The sequence below is a fragment of the Blastococcus sp. SYSU DS0669 genome (assembly GCF_054050895.1).
This window is the reverse complement of the sequence record NZ_JBJHAE010000028.1, coordinates 18,642-39,227: the sequence shown is the minus strand read 5'-3', so window position 1 is coordinate 39,227 and position 20,586 is coordinate 18,642. Positions and strand designations below refer to the sequence as shown.

At 72.4% G+C, this 20,586-nt stretch carries 18 protein-coding genes and 4 tRNA genes; 10 read left to right on the top strand and 12 right to left on the bottom strand.

Going from position 1 to position 20,586, the window contains the following annotated elements:
* Window positions 1–374 precede the first annotated feature (374 nt).
* From ACI792_RS19205 to ACI792_RS19195, 3 genes are all read right to left on the bottom strand, one after another.
* On the bottom strand, window positions 375–1,622 hold the full coding sequence (locus ACI792_RS19205; RefSeq protein WP_456603999.1) for a hypothetical protein: 1,248 nt from the start codon (window positions 1,620–1,622) through the stop codon (window positions 375–377).
* Window positions 1,623–1,939: 317 nt separating this feature from the next.
* The gene (locus tag ACI792_RS19200; protein ID WP_456603998.1) at window positions 1,940–2,911 is read right to left on the bottom strand and encodes a DUF4238 domain-containing protein; all 972 of its coding nucleotides are present in this window, start codon (window positions 2,909–2,911) and stop codon (window positions 1,940–1,942) included.
* 509 nt (window positions 2,912–3,420) lie between these two features.
* On the bottom strand, window positions 3,421–3,849 hold the full coding sequence (locus ACI792_RS19195; RefSeq protein ID WP_456603997.1) for a hypothetical protein: 429 nt from the start codon (window positions 3,847–3,849) through the stop codon (window positions 3,421–3,423).
* A 101-nt stretch (window positions 3,850–3,950) separates the two neighbouring features.
* On the opposite strand from ACI792_RS19195, the gene ACI792_RS19190 reads away from it, so the two are divergent.
* Entirely contained in the window at window positions 3,951–5,162 is a 1,212-nt protein-coding gene (locus ACI792_RS19190; protein ID WP_456603996.1) for a tyrosine-type recombinase/integrase, read from the top strand.
* A gap of 152 nt (window positions 5,163–5,314) precedes the next feature.
* The gene (locus tag ACI792_RS19185) at window positions 5,315–6,508 is read left to right on the top strand and encodes a toll/interleukin-1 receptor domain-containing protein (RefSeq protein ID WP_456603995.1); all 1,194 of its coding nucleotides are present in this window, start codon (window positions 5,315–5,317) and stop codon (window positions 6,506–6,508) included.
* Between the two features lie 182 nt (window positions 6,509–6,690).
* Here the strand turns inward: ACI792_RS19185 and ACI792_RS19180 are convergent.
* Window positions 6,691–6,763 (bottom strand) — tRNA-Lys (locus tag ACI792_RS19180).
* A gap of 280 nt (window positions 6,764–7,043) precedes the next feature.
* On the opposite strand from ACI792_RS19180, the gene mqo reads away from it, so the two are divergent.
* On the top strand, window positions 7,044–8,543 hold the full coding sequence (gene mqo, locus ACI792_RS19175) for a malate dehydrogenase (quinone) (RefSeq protein WP_456603994.1): 1,500 nt from the start codon (window positions 7,044–7,046) through the stop codon (window positions 8,541–8,543).
* A gap of 417 nt (window positions 8,544–8,960) precedes the next feature.
* Here mqo and ACI792_RS19170 read toward each other — a convergent pair whose 3' ends face one another.
* A complete protein-coding gene (locus tag ACI792_RS19170) occupies window positions 8,961–9,821 on the bottom strand; it encodes a hypothetical protein (protein WP_456603993.1) in 861 nt (286 codons plus the stop codon).
* A 28-nt stretch (window positions 9,822–9,849) separates the two neighbouring features.
* Window positions 9,850–10,725 carry a Rieske 2Fe-2S domain-containing protein gene (locus ACI792_RS19165; RefSeq protein ID WP_456603992.1) on the bottom strand — a complete coding sequence of 292 codons (876 nt, stop codon included), beginning with the start codon at window positions 10,723–10,725 and terminating at the stop codon, window positions 9,850–9,852.
* A gap of 186 nt (window positions 10,726–10,911) precedes the next feature.
* Here ACI792_RS19165 and ACI792_RS19160 point away from each other — a divergent pair, with 186 nt between their 5' ends.
* The 3 genes from ACI792_RS19160 to ACI792_RS19150 are packed head-to-tail and all read left to right on the top strand — an operon-like array spanning window position 10,912 to window position 13,379.
* On the top strand, window positions 10,912–11,430 hold the full coding sequence (locus tag ACI792_RS19160) for a GtrA family protein (protein WP_456581101.1): 519 nt from the start codon (window positions 10,912–10,914) through the stop codon (window positions 11,428–11,430).
* 51 nt (window positions 11,431–11,481) lie between these two features.
* Window positions 11,482–13,023, top strand: coding sequence for a metallophosphoesterase family protein (locus ACI792_RS19155; RefSeq protein WP_456603991.1), 1,542 nt, complete (start codon window positions 11,482–11,484; stop codon window positions 13,021–13,023).
* 23 nt (window positions 13,024–13,046) lie between these two features.
* The gene (locus ACI792_RS19150; protein ID WP_456603990.1) at window positions 13,047–13,379 is read left to right on the top strand and encodes a hypothetical protein; all 333 of its coding nucleotides are present in this window, start codon (window positions 13,047–13,049) and stop codon (window positions 13,377–13,379) included.
* 32 nt (window positions 13,380–13,411) lie between these two features.
* On the opposite strand, the gene ACI792_RS19145 is transcribed toward ACI792_RS19150, so the two are convergent.
* Window positions 13,412–14,011 carry an AMIN-like domain-containing (lipo)protein gene (locus ACI792_RS19145; RefSeq protein WP_456603989.1) on the bottom strand — a complete coding sequence of 200 codons (600 nt, stop codon included), beginning with the start codon at window positions 14,009–14,011 and terminating at the stop codon, window positions 13,412–13,414.
* A gap of 120 nt (window positions 14,012–14,131) precedes the next feature.
* Between ACI792_RS19145 and ACI792_RS19140 the strand changes: the two genes are divergently transcribed.
* The 3 genes from ACI792_RS19140 (at window position 14,132) to ACI792_RS19130 (ending at window position 14,398) form a co-directional block, all read left to right on the top strand.
* Window positions 14,132–14,204, top strand: a tRNA-Glu gene (locus ACI792_RS19140).
* 23 nt (window positions 14,205–14,227) lie between these two features.
* Window positions 14,228–14,301: transfer RNA gene (locus ACI792_RS19135), tRNA-Asp, on the top strand.
* A 23-nt stretch (window positions 14,302–14,324) separates the two neighbouring features.
* Window positions 14,325–14,398 (top strand) — tRNA-Phe (locus ACI792_RS19130).
* Window positions 14,399–14,444: 46 nt separating this feature from the next.
* On the opposite strand, the gene ACI792_RS19125 is transcribed toward ACI792_RS19130, so the two are convergent.
* On the bottom strand, window positions 14,445–15,422 hold the full coding sequence (locus ACI792_RS19125; protein ID WP_456603988.1) for a hypothetical protein: 978 nt from the start codon (window positions 15,420–15,422) through the stop codon (window positions 14,445–14,447).
* A 228-nt stretch (window positions 15,423–15,650) separates the two neighbouring features.
* On the bottom strand, window positions 15,651–16,340 hold the full coding sequence (locus ACI792_RS19120) for a phosphodiesterase (RefSeq protein ID WP_456603987.1): 690 nt from the start codon (window positions 16,338–16,340) through the stop codon (window positions 15,651–15,653).
* A 225-nt stretch (window positions 16,341–16,565) separates the two neighbouring features.
* Here ACI792_RS19120 and ACI792_RS19115 point away from each other — a divergent pair, with 225 nt between their 5' ends.
* A complete protein-coding gene (locus tag ACI792_RS19115; protein ID WP_456581095.1) occupies window positions 16,566–16,769 on the top strand; it encodes a hypothetical protein in 204 nt (67 codons plus the stop codon).
* 92 nt (window positions 16,770–16,861) lie between these two features.
* Here ACI792_RS19115 and mftG read toward each other — a convergent pair whose 3' ends face one another.
* Genes mftG through ACI792_RS19100 form a run of 3 tightly spaced genes read right to left on the bottom strand, consistent with a single transcriptional unit; the run spans window position 16,862 to window position 20,551 of the window.
* On the bottom strand, window positions 16,862–18,370 hold the full coding sequence (mftG, locus tag ACI792_RS19110) for a mycofactocin dehydrogenase MftG (RefSeq protein WP_456603986.1): 1,509 nt from the start codon (window positions 18,368–18,370) through the stop codon (window positions 16,862–16,864).
* Window positions 18,363–19,685: a class I adenylate-forming enzyme family protein gene (locus ACI792_RS19105; RefSeq protein ID WP_456603985.1), complete on the bottom strand. Its 1,323-nt coding sequence runs from the start codon at window positions 19,683–19,685 to the stop codon at window positions 18,363–18,365. The genes mftG and ACI792_RS19105 overlap by 8 nt, the downstream gene beginning before the upstream one ends.
* Window positions 19,682–20,551, bottom strand: a complete 870-nt coding sequence (locus tag ACI792_RS19100; RefSeq protein ID WP_456603984.1) for an MBL fold metallo-hydrolase — start codon at window positions 20,549–20,551, stop codon at window positions 19,682–19,684. The genes ACI792_RS19105 and ACI792_RS19100 overlap by 4 nt, the downstream gene beginning before the upstream one ends.
* Window positions 20,552–20,586 lie beyond the last annotated feature (35 nt).

Sequence of the window (20,586 nt, the reverse complement as noted above, 5' to 3'; positions counted from 1 at the left end):
ATTAGCGTGGGACAACGAGACCTCCGGGCGGTTGGTGAGGCGTCAGCACCCACACCTTCGCTCGGAGGTCTCCTGCTTGATCAGTTAGGCGGCGCCGTCAACAACGCCCGTGGTCATTACAGCTAGCGCCAGGGCCGAACCATGCCGATGGCGGGGGCTGCTGGGACAGGTTCTTGTGCGCCCTGCAGTGTCCTTCGAGGAGGTCCACGGCCTCCCCCGCATCCTCCGGGTTGGGTGGAGAGGCCTTCCGACCGCCTGCTGCGGAGCCTCCCAGGGGGGTGGGGGTATGACCCCCAGAGACTCATCACGGGGATCGCCGGGTCTTAGCAGCCCGGAAGTTGCCACGGTTTCAAGGGCTTCGGGAAGGGGCTCAATCAATCGGACGAGGGGCGGACAGTCGCGTCATCCTCCCCGTCCAGCCAAGGTGAGTGCGCGACGTAGCGATAGCGCTGAAGGATCAAGGGAGCGGCCAGCATCCGTGCCCCATCGATGGATTGCGTAAGAAACCGGCGATCCTCGTCGGAGACGTTCGCGAAGGCCAATTTCATCTCGAAGTAGCTGTATGGCTCTGACGCGTCATCGTCCGCGCCAGGCGGCCAAACCGTCAGCGCGACTTGATCATCCGGTCGGTCCGGAAGTTCCCCAGTGGTAACCAAGGCTTCTAGCAGCCCCTCGTCATATTTGAAGGTAGTGCCGCTCGGGATCCGAATGTCACTTCGGGGTTGCAGCGGGCGGGGGGCGCTTTCACCAGGGTCGTTTACCGGAGCAGTGAACGTGCGGCCGATGAAGATTCCCTGCGCGAAGGTGGCCGCTAGTCCAGCATCCGCGTTTCGGAGGAACAGCGAGGAAAAGCGGGTGATCGGCATGGGGGGCTGCAGCACGATGGCCGGGATGTGAATCTGCAACCATAGGCCAAGGCATGAGCGGCCGGCCAGCGAGGGGCCGTTCATCTCGATGCTCGCACGGATGTCCTGCAGCTTTTCCTGAATGATGTCGCGGGCGTGATCAGAGGTCACTCCCATGGTAAGGCCGTTGTGAATGAACCCGACTTGTGTAACGTCCGCGGCGACGACTCCGCGCCTCCTATGAAGGAGCGTGCTCCTTGGCATGCGCGCCTCGATCTGGTCCAACGCCTCTTTGATTCGCCGCCTGAGTTGCACTGCCTTAGCGACGCGCTTGCATTCGATGTAGTAGGTCGTGAGGCCGCGCGTCGCGACGATATCCGTAAGAGTCTCGAAGTCCAACCGGTGGCCGGTGCGCGCGAGATAACTCGCGATTCGCAGCTCAAATTGCGTGTTTCGATACTCGGTGTTTCGGTCCAGGGCTGCAAAGTCCGCGCCGCGTACCACGATTCGGAGCTTGCCAGAGAGCCCGCTCGTATCGGCATCTCGGAGACCCTCGCCGATCCAAGTCAGTTCGTGCACTTCCCGCAGAACATACAGCAGCCGGTCGAGACCGTGCTTTATCGGACTATTGGGGGGGTCGATGAAGACACCCTTGTCAAGCTCCCATGCTTCGGTCTGTGGCCGTTCTAGGTACCGGCGATAGCGGTCGATCCGAGTATTGCGCGTGACTACGTCATGCTTTGCGCAAAGCTCCTCAAAGCGCCGAAGACGCTCCACGAGCGTCTCCAGGGAATGACTGGGCAGCGTCGTCGTGGGCAGACGGTAAGAACGATCGCTAGTCAAGTCCTTTAGTCCTCTCGATCCAGGCGAGGTCTTCGGGGGCCGGAGGCCCCAAGGGCGCACGGCACCCAGGGGGATGCCCCTGGCTCAGGCGGGCCATCGCTGGGTCTTAGTAGCCCAACACCAGCCGCGGTGCTGAGGGCGTCGGAAGAGCAGCAGGACAGGGCCTTCGCAGGGTGAGCAGGCGCATCTAAAGGTTATGGAATAGCTCGGCCTCGCTGTGAATTCCCAGCCACCACCATGCAGGGCATCGGTCAGGGCCGCAGTATCCCGCGTCGACGGGATACCTGTACGTACCTGACGAACTCGGATCCGCGGCCTAACTCGCCAGAAGGCTTGCGGAGCAAGAAGTCCTGCTGGGAGTGGAAGATCAGGCCGGAGGACAGGTGAAGTGTCCGTGCATTGATGCGCGCAACGCCCTCGTCGGTGGTTGCGCATGTAGAGTCGCGAGCGCCGGGATAACTGACGAGAGCCACGTTCTTGCTCACGGGGAAAGTAATCTCGATGTCGGCTTCATCCAGGCTCGCCACGTGCCCGGCGGCCATACGATCCAGATCCCCCCAGACGAGGGGGTTGTCCGAGCAGATGAATCCACCGTTGGTGGATGCGTCCGTAACATGAGCTTCCCAATGCCGACTTGTCAGGGCGTTCATCGCAACTTCCTGCGCCTCGGCAATTGTCCCGATGGCCAGGAAGTCGGGGGCTCGTGGAAACCACTCGACGTTTAGAAGTTTCTGCGTGGCTTCGTCGAGCTCCGGGTAGTCCTCGGGATCCCCGCCGTTGAGGATAGCGGTCGCCCGCAGCATCTCCCATTGCTCGTTCGAAACGTGACCCTGACGGATCTTCATTCCAATGTTCATGGACATAGTCGTGTTCAGTCGCTCGCGCCCCTGCCTGTTGCGGACCGCCAACGATGCGGCCAGTGCCAGTGTCTCGCCGACCTGTCGCTTTTCCGTGATCCTGCCTGAAGCCACAGCTTGGACATGGGGGGCAACTACCCCCTCGTGCCAGGCCAACAGTTTTTCCGTCGCGTTCGGGTCGGGCTCTACTCCTTCCACGCGGTAATAGTCCGTCTGGCGGCACACCTTCTTGGGGGTGCTCACGAAGGTCTTCCCAGTCGCGTAGTCGAAGACCCTCAGCCTGCCAGTACGCGATTGCGGGGACGCGAATCCTGCGAGATAGAAGGCCGGAATGATGTGGTGCTTGCGTGGCTCCGACGTCGGCATGGTGGTAAGGGTCCGCCTCGGTGCAGGTTTCCCAATGGATAGCGTCGCGCATCTGAGCTCATTGTGCCCCCGCGCGGAGGGGTCGAACCTCGGACTACGGCGTTGACGTACAACACCTGGTGGGGCCGAAGGCCCCCCAGCGCATCGGCGTTGACGTACAACACCCGGTGGGGCCGAGGGCCCCCCGCGCATCGGCGTTGACGTACAACACCCGGTGGGGCCGAAGGCCCCCCGCGCATCGGCGTTGACGTACAACACCCGGTGGGGCCGAAGGCCCCCCAGACACTGACCTTGATGGGTGAGCACCCGGTGGGGCCGAAGGCCCCCCAGCGCATCGGCGTTGACGTACAACACCCGGAGGGGCCGAAGGCCCCCCAGACACTGACCTTGATGGGTCAGTACCCGGTGGGGCCGAAGGCCCCCCAGGACCTGGTCCTATCGCTGTACAGGTGGTGGTGGAGGGGGTGGGTACTAGGGAGGGGGAACCAACCACCACCACCTGCCGCCGGCTACCGGGTCCGCACCCAGCCCGTGCCCGTCCAGCGCACAAGCTCGCCGAGCTTTGTCCGTACCGTGTGGTCCGACGTGCCCATGTCCTGGGCGTAGTGCTTGCCCAGAGCGCGTAGCGACTTGGCACCAGCCGGCTGCTCGGCCACCGCCCGATCGGCCAACTGCTCCCACGCGTCTACTGCCGACGACTGCACGTCCCGCTGCTGCGAGCTGCCGTCATCGCCGCTCCATAAGGACCAGAGCGGAGCACCGTCGGCGACATCCAGGCTCGCGTTGATTTGCACCAGCTCGCCGTCGTTGTTGTGGGCCTTGACCCGCTTGCGCCGGTCGCTCTCCCGCCCGGTGAGTGAGGACTTCACCCGAGCCGGGATCGTCCAGTACCGGGTGCCCATCGGGGCGTTGACCCCCTGCGCCGGCCCGGCGGTCACCTGACCGACAAGGCCGAGGCGCTACTCGGCCACCCGTTCGATGACCCGGCAGACGACGAGCCTCACAAGGCCGGCGACGAAGGAAAGGACTGAGCTACGCCATGGGGCGACCGAAGATGGAGCTGGGTGCGTGGGGCCGCATCTCGTTCATGGGGTTCGCGTACGACGACACCGGCAAGCTGGTGCCCGTCGGGGCAAAGGCCCGCAAGCCCGACGTGTGGCGAGCCCGCACCAGGGTTCGGGACCTCGACGGCGTCATCCGGCCCGTGGAGCGACGGGGCAACTCCAAGGCGGCGGCTGAGCGCATCCTTACGGCAGCCCTGCGGGACCGCGTCACCCCTGCGCCGGCTGACGCGGTGATCAAGCCGGACAGCCCCCTGAAGGACGCGGCTGTCGTGTGGCTGGCGGAGATGCAGGAGGACGCTCGCCTCCGCGTCAACACCCGGAAGGTCTACGCATCCTCGCTGAACCGGCACGTCGTCGGCACCAAGGACAACCCTTCCTCGCTGGCGAACCTGGCCATCCGCGAAGTCAAGGTGGTCGGCATCGAACGGTGGCTCCGAGCCATCGGCAAGGCGAGCGGCCCGGACGCCATGAAGACGGCCCGATCCGTGCTGAGCGGCGTGCTCGCGCTGGCGGTGAAGCACGAGGCCATCCCCCACAACCCCGTGCGCGACGTCGGCCACGTCACGGTGCACGCCCGCGACAGAGGACGGGACAAGCAGAGGGCGTTCACCCGCGAGGAACGGGAAGCCCTGCTCGCCTTCGCGAAGGCAGACCCCACGGCACGACGTCGTGAACTGCCCGATCTGCTGGCCTTTATGGCGGGCACCGGCGCGCGGATCGGTGAAACCTGCGGCGTCCGGTGGTCGGACCTGGACCTGGACCTGGGGACGGCCAAGCTGGGCTCCCTGCCCGTCCGGGTGCCGGGCGTCGGCCTGGTTCTGCAGCCCCACGGCAAGACGAAGGACAGCTCGCGGACAGTTGCCCTCCCCCCGTGGCTGGTGTCCCGCCTGATGGAGCGCAAGGTCAATGCAGTGCCGAACGAGTGGGACGTGGTGTTCTGCTCGGCCCTGGGGAAGCTGCGGGACACGTCGAACACGAGCAAGCACGTCCGCGCCCTGCTGGACTCTGCAGGGTTCGAGTGGGCGGTGGGGCATACCTTCCGCAAGACCGCAGCGACCTGGCTAGACGAGGACGGCGTCTCGGGTCGGCAGGTGGCCAACCAGCTCGGCCACGCGAAGCCGAGCATGACGATGGACCACTACATGAGCCGCCGCGCAGTGACCGAGCGGGCCGCGCTCATCCTGTAGTCCGATCCTTACCGAAGTACGAACACGCTGGCACGGGCAACGCCACGCACAGCCGACAAATTGCGGTCATGAGGCCCGAGCCCCTCCGCGAGAATCATCGCGCGGCGCGTTGCTCGGAGCGCAGCGGTCATCGCTGTTGCACACTGCAGCGTATGACCGGCCATCCACCGCGTGAGGTGCCGCGCGTATTCATCAGCTATACGCATGACAGCGATGAGCACCGAGGGCGCGCGCTTCGACTGACCGAGCGGCTGCGGAGTTTATGGATAGACGCGTGGATCGACCAGTACGTTGAGGATGACCCGCCACACTCGTGGCCGATCTGGATGCATAAGGAGATCGCGAAGGCGGACTTCGTCATAATGATCTGCACACGGAGGTATCAACTCCGCGTTCAGGACGAAGAGGAGCCGGGGAAGGGGCGGGGGGCCCTCTGGGAGGGCGCGATGATTACTCATTCGCTCTACCACTCACAGAAATTTTCGGAGCCATCTCCATACATTCCCGTCGTCTTCAAAGCCGACGACCTTCAGCACCTGCCGTACTTTGTGTCCGGGGCGAGCTATTACGTGGTCGACGTCGAGACCGGACAAGGCATAGATCCGATGGTCAGGCGCATGCTGCACGAGCCGGCGGTTGTTCCTCATCCGCTCGGACAGCCCCTCATGAACCTTCACCGGAGTCCGGCGCATGAGTACCCAACTTTGGCGCGCGAATACCAGAGTTCGGCGCGTGAAGCTTCGGTGAGTGCGCCAGCTCGTCGGCGAGGCGCTAAGCCAGCAGCCATCGGGTCAGCCCTTAGGCGAGGTGTGGTTACCCTGCCTCCGGCCCTGCAAGACGCTACTTTCCAAGCGCTGTCGCGCGTTGCCGATCCGTCGAGCAAGCCACCGTCCGACGTGGTTCTTCTGGACCTGCGGCAGATTGCAGCTCGATTCAGCGAGGCGCTGCCTGCGGCGTACGGACCAGCGAATGTCAGCTTGTGGCAGATGCTCCACTCGACTGACGACGTGCAGGTTCAATCACTACTGAGCACGGGGTCCGATGGCATACGACGAGCGTCACCGCCTGTCGTGGGCCTCAGTAACATTGACTTGTTTCAGGGGTTGATCGACTTAGACGCCACAGGCCGCTCGCAGGGAATCGTCGATCACGGAGAGGACGGAACCGCAAGGGCCGCCTGGCTAATAGCCACCCCAGGCCACCATGGGTTGGGACAGACCGTCTTCGGGTTCCTGGCGGTCAAGACCAGCGAACCGTTGAGTCGACACTTCCGCATGATGGGGCAACGAGTGGCCGACCGGCTTGTTCCGGTCTTCCAGCACATCAACGCGCGTCAGCCTGACTGACCTCTCAGGGGCGTGTCGCGCTGCCTCAGGGCCCGGTTCGCGCCGGCCCCGAGCCCCCCGTGTTCGGACGAGCACCCCGAGTACCAGGCCCCAAAGTGGGGGGTTTTTGAGGGACGAGGTGGCCAAATCTGCGTCCGAATGACGGCCAGCGACGCAAACCTCCTGGTCAGCGACCAGCGCGGTGGGCCCCGTGGGGATCGAACCCACAACCCGCGGATTAAAAGTCCGCTGCTCTGCCAGTTGAGCTAGAGGCCCTGCGGGAGCGCGCGACCGACGGCGTGCGCCACCCGGCGGAAGGCTACCGCCGGAGAGGGCACCGGCCTCCTCGTCCCGGGCGGCGGAGGGCCGATCGGGACCGCCGGGTCGGCCCGCGCAGCGGTCCCGGCAGGTGCGGTCATAACCTTGAGAGGCCGCACCCACGAGGCGCGGTGAGATACCTCATACGCCCGCGATCGCATGCAGCGGCCCAATCAGGCCGACGATCGTGGAGGAGGCGCTGCGGCGCCGGGCCGAGCACACAGCCAGAGAGGCAGACGTGACTTCCGAGCGCAGCGTTCCCGACAGCGCGAACCCCGATGTCGTACTCGTCGGCGGCGGCATCATGAGCGCCACGCTGGCGCAGCTGCTGCACCTGGTCGCCCCCGAGTGGAGCGTCGCGGTCTTCGAGTCGGGCAGCGCCGTCGCCGGTGAGAGCTCCGGCCCCTGGAACAACGCGGGCACCGGGCACGCGGCCCTCTGCGAGCTGAACTACACGCCCGCGGGCCCCGACGGGCAGGTCGACCCCAGCAAGGCGATCACGATCAACGAGCAGTTCCAGGTCTCGCGCCAGTTCTGGTCGCACCTGGTCCGCGCCGGCATGACGGGGTCGCCCAAGGACTTCATCTCCCCGGTCCCCCATCTGAGCTTCGTCACGGGGGAGCAGGGGCGCACCTACATGCGCAACCGGTTCGCCGCCCTCAGCGCCCAGCCGCTGTTCGAGGGCATGGAGTACACCGAGAGCCAGGCCGAGATGGCCGGGTGGCTGCCGCTGATGATGGAGGGGCGCGACCCGGAGCAGATCGTGGCGGCCACCCGCTCGGTCGCGGGCACCGACGTCAACTTCGGCGCCCTCACCCGCCTCATGCTCGACGACGCCGCCACCCGCGGCGTGAACGTGCACCTCAACCAGCGCGTGGACGAGCTGGAGAAGGAGAGCGACGGCCGCTGGAAGGTCACCGTCCGCGACACCCGCTCCGGTGACCGCGTCACGATGCGCACCCGATTCGTCTTCGTCGGTGCCGGGGGCGGCGCGCTCCCCCTGCTGCAGAAGGCCGCCATCCCGGAGATCCGCGGCTTCGGCGGCTTCCCGGTCAGCGGCATGTTCCTGCGCTCCCGCTCCCCCGAGCTGGTCAGCCGCCACCAGGCCAAGGTCTACGGGCAGGCCGCCGTCGGTGCCCCGCCGATGTCCGTGCCGCACCTGGACCTGCGGCTGATCGACGGCGAGTACTCGCTGCTGTTCGGGCCCTACGCGGGCTTCTCGCCCAAGTTCCTCAAGGCCGGCTCGATGTTCGACCTGCCCAAGAGCGTCAAGCCCAACAACCTGGGCTCCATGCTCGGTGTGGCCCGCAAGGAACTGGCGCTGACCAAGTACCTGATCGGCGAGCTCGTGCAGTCCCGCTCGGCCCGGCACCGCACGCTGCAGGCCTTCGTCCCCACCGCCGAGAAGCGCGACTGGGACATGGTGACCGCGGGCCAGCGGGTGCAGGTCATCAAGCAGGACCCGAACAGCGGCAAGGGCGTCCTGCAGTTCGGCACCGAGCTCATCGTCGGCGGGGACGGCAGCATCGCGGGCCTGCTCGGCGCCTCGCCCGGTGCCTCCACCGCCGTCTCCGCGATGCTGACGCTGATCGAGCGCTGCTTCCCGCAGCACCTGGACGCCTGGCGGCCGCGGCTGCAGGAGGCCATCCCGTCCTACGGTCGGCCGCTCAACGACGAGCCGGCCCTGCTCGCCGAGGTGCGCGCCGACACGATGCAGACGCTGGAGCTCAACGGCTGATCCGGCACGACCCCACGCCCGGGTGACCGGTCCCCCACGGGACGGGTCGCCCGGGCGTCGTCGTCAGATCACGTCCAGCACCAGGAGCAGCACGAGGGTCAGCAACGCCGACAGCAGCAGCGAGCCGAGGCAGCCCAGACGGCTGGAGAAGAGGAAGAACACCGCCTCTGGGTGCCCCCGGACCCCCTCGGCCCACACCTCATGTGCAACGCGTCACCCCCGCAGGGCTTCCACCACCCGTTCAGGGGATCGCCGGGACCGCGACGACTACGTACCGTCATCGACGTTCCGGTCGGGAGCGCAGCACCGCGCCCCGTCCGCCGCATCGTCCGCCCCCGCGCCCCGGCGCCGGGCGGGACCGACCCCGGCCCGGCTGACCCGTTCCCCCCGGGGCGGCCGGGCCGGCTCCTCTCCCCCTCAGCCCCGCCGGCACACCTGACGGACGAGATCGGCGAGCGCCGACCGCAGGCCGTCGTCGACGGGCAGGCCGACCACGACCTCGTCCTCGTCACCGAGCCGCACGCCCGCGGGGAAGAGATAGGGCTGCTTCACCTCCGCCAGGACGTGCGACTCACAGGTGGCCACGGTGACGGTGACGGCGCCGTCCGCCACCTCCGCGCCCGCGGGGAGCTCCAGGGGCAGCTCCGCCGCGACGTCGAACTGGACGTTGCCCCCCACCCGGCCGACGACGACCTCCCCGTCGGCCCCCCGGCGGATCAGGCTCAGCCGGCCCGTGAGCCGGTCGGGGCCCGGCTGCAGCCCGCCCACCCGCAGCTCGACCGCCTCGGCGACCGCGCGAGCCCGGCACTGCTGCTCGTGCACGCGGGCGAGGTCGTCGCCGGTCAGCGGCACCCGCACCTCCTCCACCGAGCCGCCCGGCCGGAGCAGCGTCAGGCGGGCGGCCGACGTGCCGCTGCCGGGCGGGCACACCGCCTCGCCGTAGGGAGTCGGCAGGTCGACGACCCGGCCGGGCGTGAACTCGGCGGACACCGCGGACGGCGGGAGCGGCGCGAAGCCGGGTGCGTCCAGCGCCACGCCGGTCACCGTGTACGGCGCGCCTCCGGTGTGGGTGACCCGCACCTGGATCCGCCCGCCGACGGCCTCGTCGGTGCGCAGGAGCACCGCCTCGGCGGCCACGCCGGGCACGTCGGGCTCCGCGGCGACCGCGGACGACGACGGCGCCGGGTCCGCCCGCGGCGCGACCGGCTCGGCGCCGCAGCCGGACAGGACGAGCGCCGTGCCGAGCGCGATCGCCCGAGCGATGGCCGTCCGCCCCATGGCGCCGCAGCCTAGGGCGGCTCCGGCGTCAGCGGTGGCGGCCCGGCACCCGGGCCTTCACCCGCCCGGCGTCCATCCGCACCTCGAGCTTCTCCTGCGGGTTGGCCGCCGGCCCGCGGCGCGGCTCGCCGTTCTCGAGGTCGAACGCGGAGCCGTGCCACGGGCAGACCAGGCACTCGCTGCCGCGCACCGTCTCGACCGTGCCCTCGTCCAGCGGGCCGGACAGGTGCGAGCAGGCCCCGACGAAGACGTCGACCCGGGCGCCGCGGCGGACCACGGCCAGCGGCACCGACATGCTGCCGCCCTTGCCGGTGCGCATCGTCGGCCGGCCCTCCGGCAGGTCGTCCAGCGGGCCGAGGTCGACCCAGTCGGTGGTCAGCGCGCGGACGGCGGTCGCCGCGTGCGACGCCCCCGAGGACTGCGCGTAGGACATGTGCCCGCCGATCGCCGCCGAGCTCCCGGCCAGGCCCAGGCCCGCGTACGCCAGCACGCGGCCCAGCCCACCCCTGCCCCGCGCCCGGGCGACCAGGGACCCGCCGTAGAGCCCCAGCGCGGCGGCGTTCATCACCGCGTGCAGCGCGCCGAGCCGGCGCACACCCGAGCCCTGCTCCGACCAGTCGGCCGCCCCGGACATGGCGGCCGGGACGGCGGCGGCCATCCCGGTGCCGATCAGCACCGTGGCGGCGGGCCGCAGGGGCGGCACGGCATCCAGCAGGCCGGCCGAGACCCAGCTGCCCACCGGGACCTGCACCAGCACCGGGTGCAGCGGGTGCCCCAGCCAGGTGCCGTGCAGGACGTCCTTGACCGCGCTGGGCATGCCCTGGACGGCGCGCCGCGCGGGCTCGATGGCCTTGTCGAACGACGACACGTCCGCGATGCGGTCCAGGAACCCCATGAGACTCATGGCGGCCCCCTACCCGCGTGACCCCGCCCCGACGCACGGGACGACCACGACTGCGCGGCGGAACACCCAGGTGACCGTGAGCAAGGACACGGGTGGATCCCAGGTGGGGGAGGCATGTTCGCACGTGACAGGGGTTCTCCTGGGGAGAATCCTTGCACCACTGCCCGCCCCACCAGAGGAAGCCCCGTGACCTGCGCGTCCCTGCTCCGCCGCGGCCAGGCCGCCGACACCGTCGGCGACCTCCCCGACGCGGCGCAGCCCCGGACGACCACGGCTCCCTCCCGCCTGACCGCGTGCCTGCGCGGTGACGCGATCCCCGCCCAGTTCCTGCGCTTCGTGCTCGTCGGCGGGGCCAGCACCGTGGTCTACGCCCTGCTGTTCGTCGCCGGGCACGGCTGGGGCTACCTCACGTCCCACCTGGTGGCGACGGCGGCGTCCACGGTGCTCGCCAACGAACTGCACCGCCGGCTGACCTTCCACGCCGACGAGCGGGTGCACTGGTTCACCGCCCAGTGGGAGGCCGGTGGCGTCACCGTCCTGGGTCTGCTGGCGACCAGCACCGCCCTGGGTCTGCTCGACGCCCTCACCGGGGACAACCAGCCGATCCTGCAGATCGCCACGGTCGTCGGCGTCACCGCGTTCATCGGTCTCCTGCGGTTCATCGCGCTGCGCTGGATCTTCCGCCCGGTGCCCGCGCGGGCCTGACACGCGCCGCACGTCCGGAGACGCGGTCGGGAGATCGCTAGCCTGGGCCTGGTGAGCGAGCCCACCGCGTCGGCGTCCCCGTGGCCGGGCCGTGCCCGGGTGGCCGCGCTGTGGTCCGCGCGCGTGGGGCTCGCGCTCATCGGCGCCCTCGTCGCCGTCCTGCTGTTCGCCCGGGTCTCCGCGCCGATCGGGCCGTTCGACGCCACGCTGGCCTTCCGCCCCGCCTCCGGGGGGGCCGAGGTCTCGGTCCCCCCGCTGGGCTCCCTCGCCGTCGACGCCTACGACGGCCCGCTGCGGCTGGACATCTCGCTGCAGTCCGTGGACCAGGCCCGCGCCCAGGCGTTGGCCACCGACCCGGTCCGGCTGGCCGGCGTCGTGGACCGGGTGACGGAGGACCTGCAGTCGGCCGTCGTCCGGCTGGTCTGGGTGACCGTGCTGGTGGCGCTGGCCGGAGCGGCGCTCACCTCCTGGGCGGTGCTGCGCCGGCGCCGGGAACCCCTGATCGCCGTGGGGCTGAGCGCGGCGCTGCTGGCCGGCACCGGCGCCCTGGGCGCGGCGACCTGGCGACCGGAGGCGCTGTCCCAGCCGACGTACACCGGGCTGCTGGTCAACGCCAACAGCCTCATCGGCAACGCGCAGGACATCGTCGCCCGCTTCGACGCCTACCGCGCGTCGCTGGAGGACCTGGTCGCCAACGTGGGGACGCTCTACGCGACGCTCTCCGCGCTGCCCACCCCGAGCGGCACCGGCGACTCCGTGGTCCTCCTGCACGTCTCGGACATCCACCTCAACCCCTCCGGCTTCGACCTGGTGCGCCAGGTGGCGGAGAAGTTCGACGTCGACGGCATCCTCGACACCGGCGACATCACCGACTGGGGCAGCGAGCCGGAGAACCGGCTGATCACCTCGGTCGGCGACCTCGGCGTCCCGTACGTCTACATCCGCGGCAACCACGACTCGGCGACCACCGCCGGCATCCTCGCCGCGCAGCCGAACGTCACCGTCCTCGACGACTCCGACGTGACCGTCGCCGGGGTCCGCATCGTCGGCGCCCCCGATCCGCGCTTCACCCCCGACAAGACCACCGGCGGCGACGACGCGGGCGCCGACGTCCTCGAGGAGTCCGGCGAGGAGCTGGCGGACTTCACCCGGGCGCTGGGCGACGAGCCGGCCATCGCGATGGTCCACGACCCCAAGCAGGCGCCGCCGCTGGACGGCCTGGTGCCGCTGGTCCTCGCCGGGCACACGCACGACCGGGTGGTCGAGCAGCTCTCCGACGAGACCCTCCTGATGGTGCAGGGCTCGACGGGCGGCGCCGGCCTGCGCGCCCTGGAGGGCGAGTACCCGGAGCCCCTCACCTGCACCGTGCTCTACCTCGACCCGGCGACCGGCGCCCTGCAGGCCTACGACGACATCACGCTCGGCGGGCTGGGCGCCACCGAGGTCACGGTGCAGCGCACCATCGTGGCGGCCGTCCCCCCCGCGGAGGGCGCACCCCTCCCGACGGAGCAGTTCACACCCCCGATCGGTGGCCTGGAGCCCCCCGCCGGCCGGGTCGGGCCACCGGTGGTCCCGGCATCCCCACCGGGATGATCCCCCGGCCCTACGCTCGGGTCATGACCTCGACGACCCGCGCCACCAGGCTCGCCGGAGGCCTGCTCGCCGGCGGCCTCTCCCTCGCCGCCCTCACCGGCTGCAGCTTCTCCTCCCAGAACGTCTCGTGCAGCGGGGGCACGTGCACGGTGACCCTCTCCGGCGCCGGCGCAGAGGCCGAGATCCTGGGCACGACGGTCTCGGTCGGCAGCGTGCAGGACGGCCGGGCCTCGCTGAGCGTCGGCGGCACCAGCGTGTCCTGCGCCGAGGGCGAGAGCGTCGCCGCCGGCCCCCTGGAGCTCGCGTGCTCCAGCGTCACCGAGGACTCGGTGGAGCTGCGCGCCTCCGTCGGCTGAGCCGCACCCGCCCGGACGGCCGGCGGACCGGCTCAGCCGGCGTGCGCGACCTCGACGACGACACGCGTCGGGGAGTCGAGCAGGTGCACCCGGAACGGTGCGCGCCCCTGCGTGCCGGCGAACGCTGTCGTGACGCCCTCGTAGGTCGCCGCGAAGGCCACCTCGGTCACCGCCGCGGTGCCGGCACCGGCCACGGGCCCGGCGGGGGCGAACTCCTCGACGCCGGTGTCGTACGGGTAGCCGGCACCGGTGATCTGGATCTGCAGGACGGCGTCGCCGGCGAGCTCGATCTCCTGCCCGCGGCCGGGCTCGGTCGCCTGGTCGACGTACCGGACATCCCAGCCCGGCGTGCCGGTGCCGCCCACCTCGAGCACCACCCGGTCGTAGCCGTCGTGCGCCCCCACCCGCACGTCGCGCACGGTGACGCGCGCGTCGTCGGAGGGCTCGGCGATCGCCGGCCCGGCCGCGGCGTCGAACGAGGGCACGGCCTGCTCGGACGGTGCCGGCTCGACCTCGGCCTCGCTCGTCGGCGCGCTCGCGGACGACGTGCTGGGAGTGGCCGCGGCCGAGGACGACGCCTCCCCCACCCCGCCGGTGCCGGCGCAGCCGGAGAGGGCGACGAGCGAGGTCACGACGGCAGGGAGGACCAGGTGAGGGCGGAGGCGCACACGACACAGCCTCGCACCCGGAACCCCCCGCGCAGAGGAGGCGCGAGGGGCATGTATTGTTCTCGCTGCCCCCGGCGACAACGAGCCCCCATCGTCTAGCGGTCCAGGACGCCGCCCTTTCAAGGCGGTAGCACGGGTTCGAACCCCGTTGGGGGCACGCACCATCAGCACCACCAGCAAGGCCCTGTAGCGCAGTTGGTTAGCGCGCCGCCCTGTCACGGCGGAGGTCGCGGGTTCGAGTCCCGTCAGGGTCGCTCTCCGGTGAGATCACCGGAAGGGGCAGGTAGCTCAGTCGGTACGAGCGCTCGCCTGAAAAGCGAGAGGTCGGCGGTTCGACCCCGCCCCTGCCCACACTCACTCCCCGCACGGGCCCGGCAGCTGCCGGGCCCGTCGTCGTTCAGGCCCAGCTGCGGTCGGCGACCACCTGCGCGTAGACCTCGCCGTGGACCTCGCGCACGGCGGTGCGCTGGTCCTCCCGCCAGCCGCGGTCGGCGGGCCGCGGCATCGGCCGGGTCAGGGCCGCACCGATCGCGGCGGCGAGCGAGACCGGGTCCAGCCCGGTGCGCTCGTCGTTGGCGTAGGGCACGACGTCCGACCACTGGTCGGCGAACCACCCGCAGCTCGGCGCCACCACCCGGGTGCCGACGTCACGGCAGACCTCGACGTCCGGCGAGTGGGTGCCGCACCGCTCGGGCAGCACCGCCACGTGCAGCTGCTGGAGCTGGGCCGGCCACTCCTCCTCGCCGTACCGGACGATCTCCAGTTCGCCCTCGTCGGCGAGCGCGACGATCCCGGGGTCCAGCGCCGGGGCGACCGCGGCGTCGACGAGGACCCGCAGCCGACCGCCGCCCGACAGCGCGCCGGAGAGGGCCGCGCGGACCATCCCCACCGGATCGGGCAGCGCGCTGGAGGCCGGGCCGACCCGTACGCCGACCAGCCCCCGCTCCGCACCGAGCTCCGGGTCCGGGACGGCGAGGGAGGGGTGGGCGACCACGATCGCGGTGCGCCCGTAGCGCTCGGCGATCTCGTCGGCGGCCCCGGGCGTGAGGGTCAGCACCACCTCCGCCGTGGCGAGCACCGCCGCGAGCTGGGCGAGGTGCGGGACGGGCGAGGGCTGCTCCGCGTCCCGCAGCTGGTGGACGGTGACGATCAGGGGAATGCCGAGCCGCTGCAGCTCCTCGGCCCACGGCTCGAGCTCCGCGCCCCGCAGGTGGCCGCGGCCGACGTGCAGGTGCACCACGTCGACCTCGGCGGCGTGGGCGGCCACGTGCGCGCGGTCCAGCCACGGGCTCGGCTCGCCCACCCCGCCGATGCGGACGACGCCGGTGGGGAGCACGGCGTCCACGTAGGGATCGGCGTGCGGGAGGGAAACCACCCGGATACCCGCCCCCGGCATCGGGGGCAGCCCCGGGACGGGGGGTTCTGCGTGCGTCACGCGGCGGCGCTTCTCCTCGTGCGGTCGCGTCTCCGACAGCACCACGGTGCCGCTCGACGTCCTCGACGCCCGCCGACGTCCTTGCAGCCGGGCCGGTCCTGCCTACCCCACGGGGCCGACGATCAACCTGTGATCAACTCCATCGGGTGACCCGGCGTGCCCGGCGAGTCATGGGCCCGGGCGGCCGAGCCGGCGCGCGGTGGCGTACGCCGGCTCCCGGAAACGCGCGAGCGGGCCGTCCGCCCGCAGGCCCGGCGGCGGGTTGCGCACCGCGTCGAAGCGCAGCCGCGTGTCCAGCGGCTCCTGAGCACCGGTGGCCCGCACCGTCGCGAAGGGACGCCAGTCCTCCCACCCGTGGGCGGCCGCGAGCGTGAAGACGACGTCGCCCGCGGCCGCCGCCGCGGCGACCGACGCGGGTTCCGACGGCAGGGACCGCACGGCGGGCAGGGCGGCCAGCCGCACCGGCCCGGCGGGTGACCGGTAGGCCATGATCGAGCCGTAGGTGGTCGCGGCGTCCGCCCGCAGCACGGGCACCCGCCGGGTCAGGGGGCCGCGACCGGTGGTCGAGAGCAGCAGGTCCACCGGGGGGCCATCGGGGGCGGTCAACCGGATCGCCAGTCCCAGGACGTCGGGCAGCGGAGCCGGCAGCCCCGCGCCGCGCGACATCCGGAGGAGCACCTCGTCGCTGCCGGTGTCGTCGAGCCACGGCACGCCGAACGCCGGGCTCGCCCCCCGCCGCTCCAGGACCCCGGAGAGCAGGGCGCCGCGGGGGTGCATCGGCCGGCCGCCGCGCCAGCGCGCCACGGCACCGACCGGCCACGCCACCAGCTGTCCCGCAGCCGCCACCAGATCCGGCACGACACCCTCCACCTCCGACCGACGGCGGCAGCACTACCCGCCCGTGGGCGGCGGTCATGCGCCCGCGCCCGGTTCCCGCGGCGGGGCGTCGCCCGACCCGGCGGAAGGTGCTGAGGCGGGTGGGGCGCTCCGGGGGAACCGTGGGTGAACTCTGCGGAACGGCGGACCCATCTTCGGATACTTCTGCCTGGTGACAGCACCCGTTCAGGCGCCTACGTTGAGTACATGCTCTCGACGCTCCTGGTCATCGGCGGTGTGCTGGTCGGTCTCCTCGTGCTGCTGGCCGTGATCGTGAGCCTGAGCGCCCGTCCGGCCACCACCAGCCGCGGTCCGCGCACGCCGGACTGGGCGGCCGACGCCGGGCGCCCGCACCCCGACGCGTGGGCGGCCCCGACCATCACCACCAGCGAGATGCCCGCCATCCGCTGACCCACGAGCCCGGGTCCCGGCGGCTGCGTCCACGCGCCGCCGGGACCCGCGTGCGTTCCGGGGACGGCGGGCCGCCTCGGCGCCGGACGCTGTCAGCCGGTCATCAGCTCCGCGGCTCGCTCCCCCACCAGCACCGCGGTGGCAGCCGGGCCGCGGACGGGTACCCACGGCAGCACCGAGGTGTCGGCCACCCGCAGCCCGTCGACGCCGCGCACCCCCAGCCGCTGGTCGACCACGGCTCCCGGATCGCCGTCCGGGCCCATGCGGGCGGTGCCGGACAGGTGGACGGCGGTGGTCAGCCGGGCGCTGGTCCAGGCGTCCAGCGCGGCGTCGTCGGCCGGCACCGGGCCGGGCTCGCCGAGCTCGGCCAGCGCGCGGGTGCGCAGCAGCTCCCCGGCCAGCCGTACGCCCTCCCGCATGCGACGCCGGTCGTCCTCGTCCACCAGGTGCCCGTACCGCACGACCGGCGGCTCCGCCGGATCGGCGGCGAGGACCAGCCGGCCGCGGCCGACCGTCCGCTGGAGCGCGACCCCCACCTCCACCACCTCGCCCTCCGGTGCGGCCCGGCCGGTCATCACCTGGGCGAACGGCGCCAGCCAGGGCAGCACCTCGAGGTCGCCCGGGATCTCCGCCGTCGTCGACGTGGCGTGCAGGACGCCGTGCAGCGGTGACCGGCCCAGCGGGGCGGTGACGCCCGGGACGGGCCGGAAGGGGAGGTAGACCAGCGGGTGGTCCGAGCAGTCGCTGCCCACGCCGGGCGCCTCCACCCGCACGTCGAGGCCCGCGGCGCGCAGCTCGTCCGGTGGACCGATGCCGGAGAGCAGCAGCAGGTGGGCCGAGCCGACCGCGCCCGCCGCGAGCACCACCTCGTCGGCGTGGACGTCGCCGGCCGTCGTGCGGACCCCAGTCGCGCGGCCGTGCTCCACCAGCACCCGCAGCACCCGCACCCCGCCGCGCACGACGAGCCCGGGGTCGCCACGCCGCGGCGCGAGGTAGGCCAGCGCCGTGCTGACCCGCACGCCGTCGACCACGTTCCGCGGGAGCGGGCCGTAGCCGGGAGGGCCTCCGCCGTTCTTGTCGGGCTCGGCGGGCAGCCCGAGCTCCTCCGCGGCCGCGGCGAACGCCTCCGCCAGCGGTGGCCCACCGGTGGGCCGGGTGACCGGGACGGGCCCGTCCGCACCGTGACTGGCGCGGTCGCCGTACTCCCGGTCGCTCTCCAGCCGGCACAGCGCGGGGAGCAGCCGCTCCCAGGCCCACAGGTCGTTGCCCGCGGCGGCCCAGCCGGCGGCGTCGGCCGGGGTCGGGCGCAGGAAGTAGCCGGCGTTGACGGCGCTGGAGCCGCCGGCCGCCCGGCCGCGGGGCACCCGCACCGCGCGCCCGCCGGGGAGCAGCCCCGGCAGGTCCCAGTTGGCCGGGTGGCCGCTCACCGCGGCGCGCAGCGTCTGGGCGTCGCGCAGGTCGGCCGGGACGTCGGCGGGGTCGGGGTGGTGCGCCCCGGCCTCGAGCAGCAGCACCCGCCGGCCGGCGTCGGCGAGCCGGGCGGCCAGCGGGCACCCCGCCGTGCCCGCGCCGACCACGACGACGTCCCAGCGCTCAGCCACCGGTGAGGCCCAGCGCCTCCGGCAGGTCCAGCCGGCGCACCTTGCCGGTCGAGGTGCGCGGCAGCTCGGCCAGCGGGTGCAGCGACTTCGGCCGCTTGGCGGGGGCCAGCCGCTCCCGCGCCCAGGCGGCCAGCTCCGCGACCGCGGCGTCCCCGACGTAGGCGGCGACCACCCGCTGCCCCCAGTCGGGGTCGGGGAGCCCGAAGACGGCGCTCTCCACCACGCCGGGATGGGCGTCGAGGACCGCCTCCACCTCCGCCGGGTAGACGTTCACGCCGCCGGAGATGACCAGGTCCTCCCGGCGGCCGTCGAGCCAGACCGTCCCGTCCGCGTCGACCCGGCCGAGGTCGCCCACGGTGACGCGGTCCTCGCGCCAGGCCGCCGCCGTCTTCTCCGGGGCGCGCCAGTACTCGAAGCGTGCCCAGCGGGGCACCGCGCACCACAGCTGGCCGCGCTCGTCGGTCTCCAGCCGCCGCCCGGGCCGGGCCCGGCCGACGCTGCCCGGGTGGGCCAGCCAGTCCTCGGGCGAGCAGACGGTGAACTGGGCCTCGGTGGAGCCGTAGAACTCCCACACGCTCCCGGCGGGCAGCGCCGCGAGGACGGCCCGCTTGAGCGGCTCGGGGCAGGGGGCGCCGGCGTGCACCAGCCGGCGGAAGGAGGACCAGTCGACGTCGTCCCGGGTCAGCAGCCGCTGCAGGTGGGTGGGCACGCAGAACGTCGTCGTCGGGCGGAGCGTGGCGAGCACCCGCGCCACGCGGTCGGCGTCGAAGGGGCCCGGCAGGACCACCTCGCCGCCGGCGAGCAGCGTGTGGACGGCGAACCGCAGCGGGGCGCTGTGGTGCAGCGGGGAGAGGACCACGTGGCGGTCCCCCGGCCCGAACTCCCACAGGTCGATCTCCTCGCCGGCCAGCGCGCGGGCGTCGTCCCCGGCGAGGACGCCGGACCACACGCCCTTGCGGCGGCCGGTCGTGCCGGAGGTGTAGTGCATGGGCCGGGCCAGGGGCACCGGGGCGAGCGCCGCCTCCGCCTCCCCCAGCAGCCGCTCCGGCTCGGCCCCGGCGTCGAGCGCAGGATCGGCGTCCTCGGCCAGGGCTGCGCGCTCAGCGGCCGGGAGCGCGGGGTCCAGCACCACCGGGACGACGCCGGTGCGCAGGGCCCCGAGCACGACGGCGAGGAGCGCGGGCGAGGCCGCCGCCGACACCAGCACCCGGTCCCCCTCGCGCACCCCGGCCGCGGCGAGGGCCGCCGCCGCCCGCCGCTGGTCCCGCTCGCTCGCGGACGCGGTCACGACGGGGACGTCGCGGCTCCCGGTCACGCCGGCCGCACCCCGTCCTCGCCCACGAGCTCCACCCGGCCGTCGGCGGCGAGCTTGTCCAGCGTGGCCCGGGTCGACTGCGCAGCGGCCGGCCAGACCGCGCGGGGGACCTCGGCGTAGATCAGGGCGACCAGCTCGCCGACGCTCCGCGCCCCGGCGGCGAGCGCGTCGAGCAGCTGCTGCTCGCGGTGGGCCCGGTGGGCGAGGTAGTACTCCAGCACCGCGCCCGGATCGGTGGTCAGCTCCGGGCCGTGGCCGCAGTAGAGCGCGCTGGGGCCCAGGTCGTGCACCCGCCGCAGCGACTCCAGGTAGGCCACGACGTCGCCCTCCGGGTGGGTGACCACGGAGGTGCCCCGCCCGAGCACGTGGTCGCCCACCAGGACCGCGCCGGACTCCAGGCGGAACGCGAGGTGGTCGGCGGTGTGACCGGGGGTGCCGACGACGTCGACCGCCGTCCCCGCCAGCGCGAGCCGCTCGCCCGGGGCCAGCAGCCGTCCGGCCGGCCCGGCGACGTCCCGCCTGCCGGCCGCCACGGGGGCCTCCATCCGGGCGCCCCAGGGCAGCGCCGCCTCGGCGTGGTCCCCGTGGTGGTGGGTGACCAGCACGGCCACGCAGCGGGCATCCCGCGCGGCCAGCACCGCCTCGACCGCGGCCAGGTGGGCGGGGTCGTCGGGCCCCGGGTCGACCAGGACCGCCTGCCCGCTGCCCGGCGCCCCCACCACGTAGGTGTTGGTGCCGTCCAGGGTCATCGGCGAGGGGTTGGGCGCCAGCACCCGGGTGACCAACGGCTCCAGCTCGGCGGTGCGCGGCAGGGCTCCGGGCGCGGGGAGCCCCCACGAGGCGCGGGGGTCGGTCGGGGCGGCCACGTCGGGCACGCTAGCCGCGCGGCCCCCGCCGCGCG

Excerpts from the sequence above, each read along its gene's own strand:
- ACI792_RS19190 (WP_456603996.1), top strand. The coding sequence starts at position 3,951 with ATGGGGCGACCGAAGATGGAGCTGGGTGCGTGGGGCCGCATCTCGTTC.
- ACI792_RS19165 (WP_456603992.1), bottom strand. The coding sequence starts at position 10,725 with ATGAGTCTCATGGGGTTCCTGGACCGCATCGCGGACGTGTCGTCGTTC.
- ACI792_RS19115 (WP_456581095.1), top strand. The coding sequence starts at position 16,566 with ATGCTCTCGACGCTCCTGGTCATCGGCGGTGTGCTGGTCGGTCTCCTC.
- ACI792_RS19200 (WP_456603998.1), bottom strand. The coding sequence starts at position 2,911 with ATGCCGACGTCGGAGCCACGCAAGCACCACATCATTCCGGCCTTCTAT.
- ACI792_RS19185 (WP_456603995.1), top strand. The coding sequence starts at position 5,315 with ATGACCGGCCATCCACCGCGTGAGGTGCCGCGCGTATTCATCAGCTAT.
- ACI792_RS19150 (WP_456603990.1), top strand. The coding sequence starts at position 13,047 with ATGACCTCGACGACCCGCGCCACCAGGCTCGCCGGAGGCCTGCTCGCC.
- ACI792_RS19170 (WP_456603993.1), bottom strand. The coding sequence starts at position 9,821 with ATGGGGCGGACGGCCATCGCTCGGGCGATCGCGCTCGGCACGGCGCTC.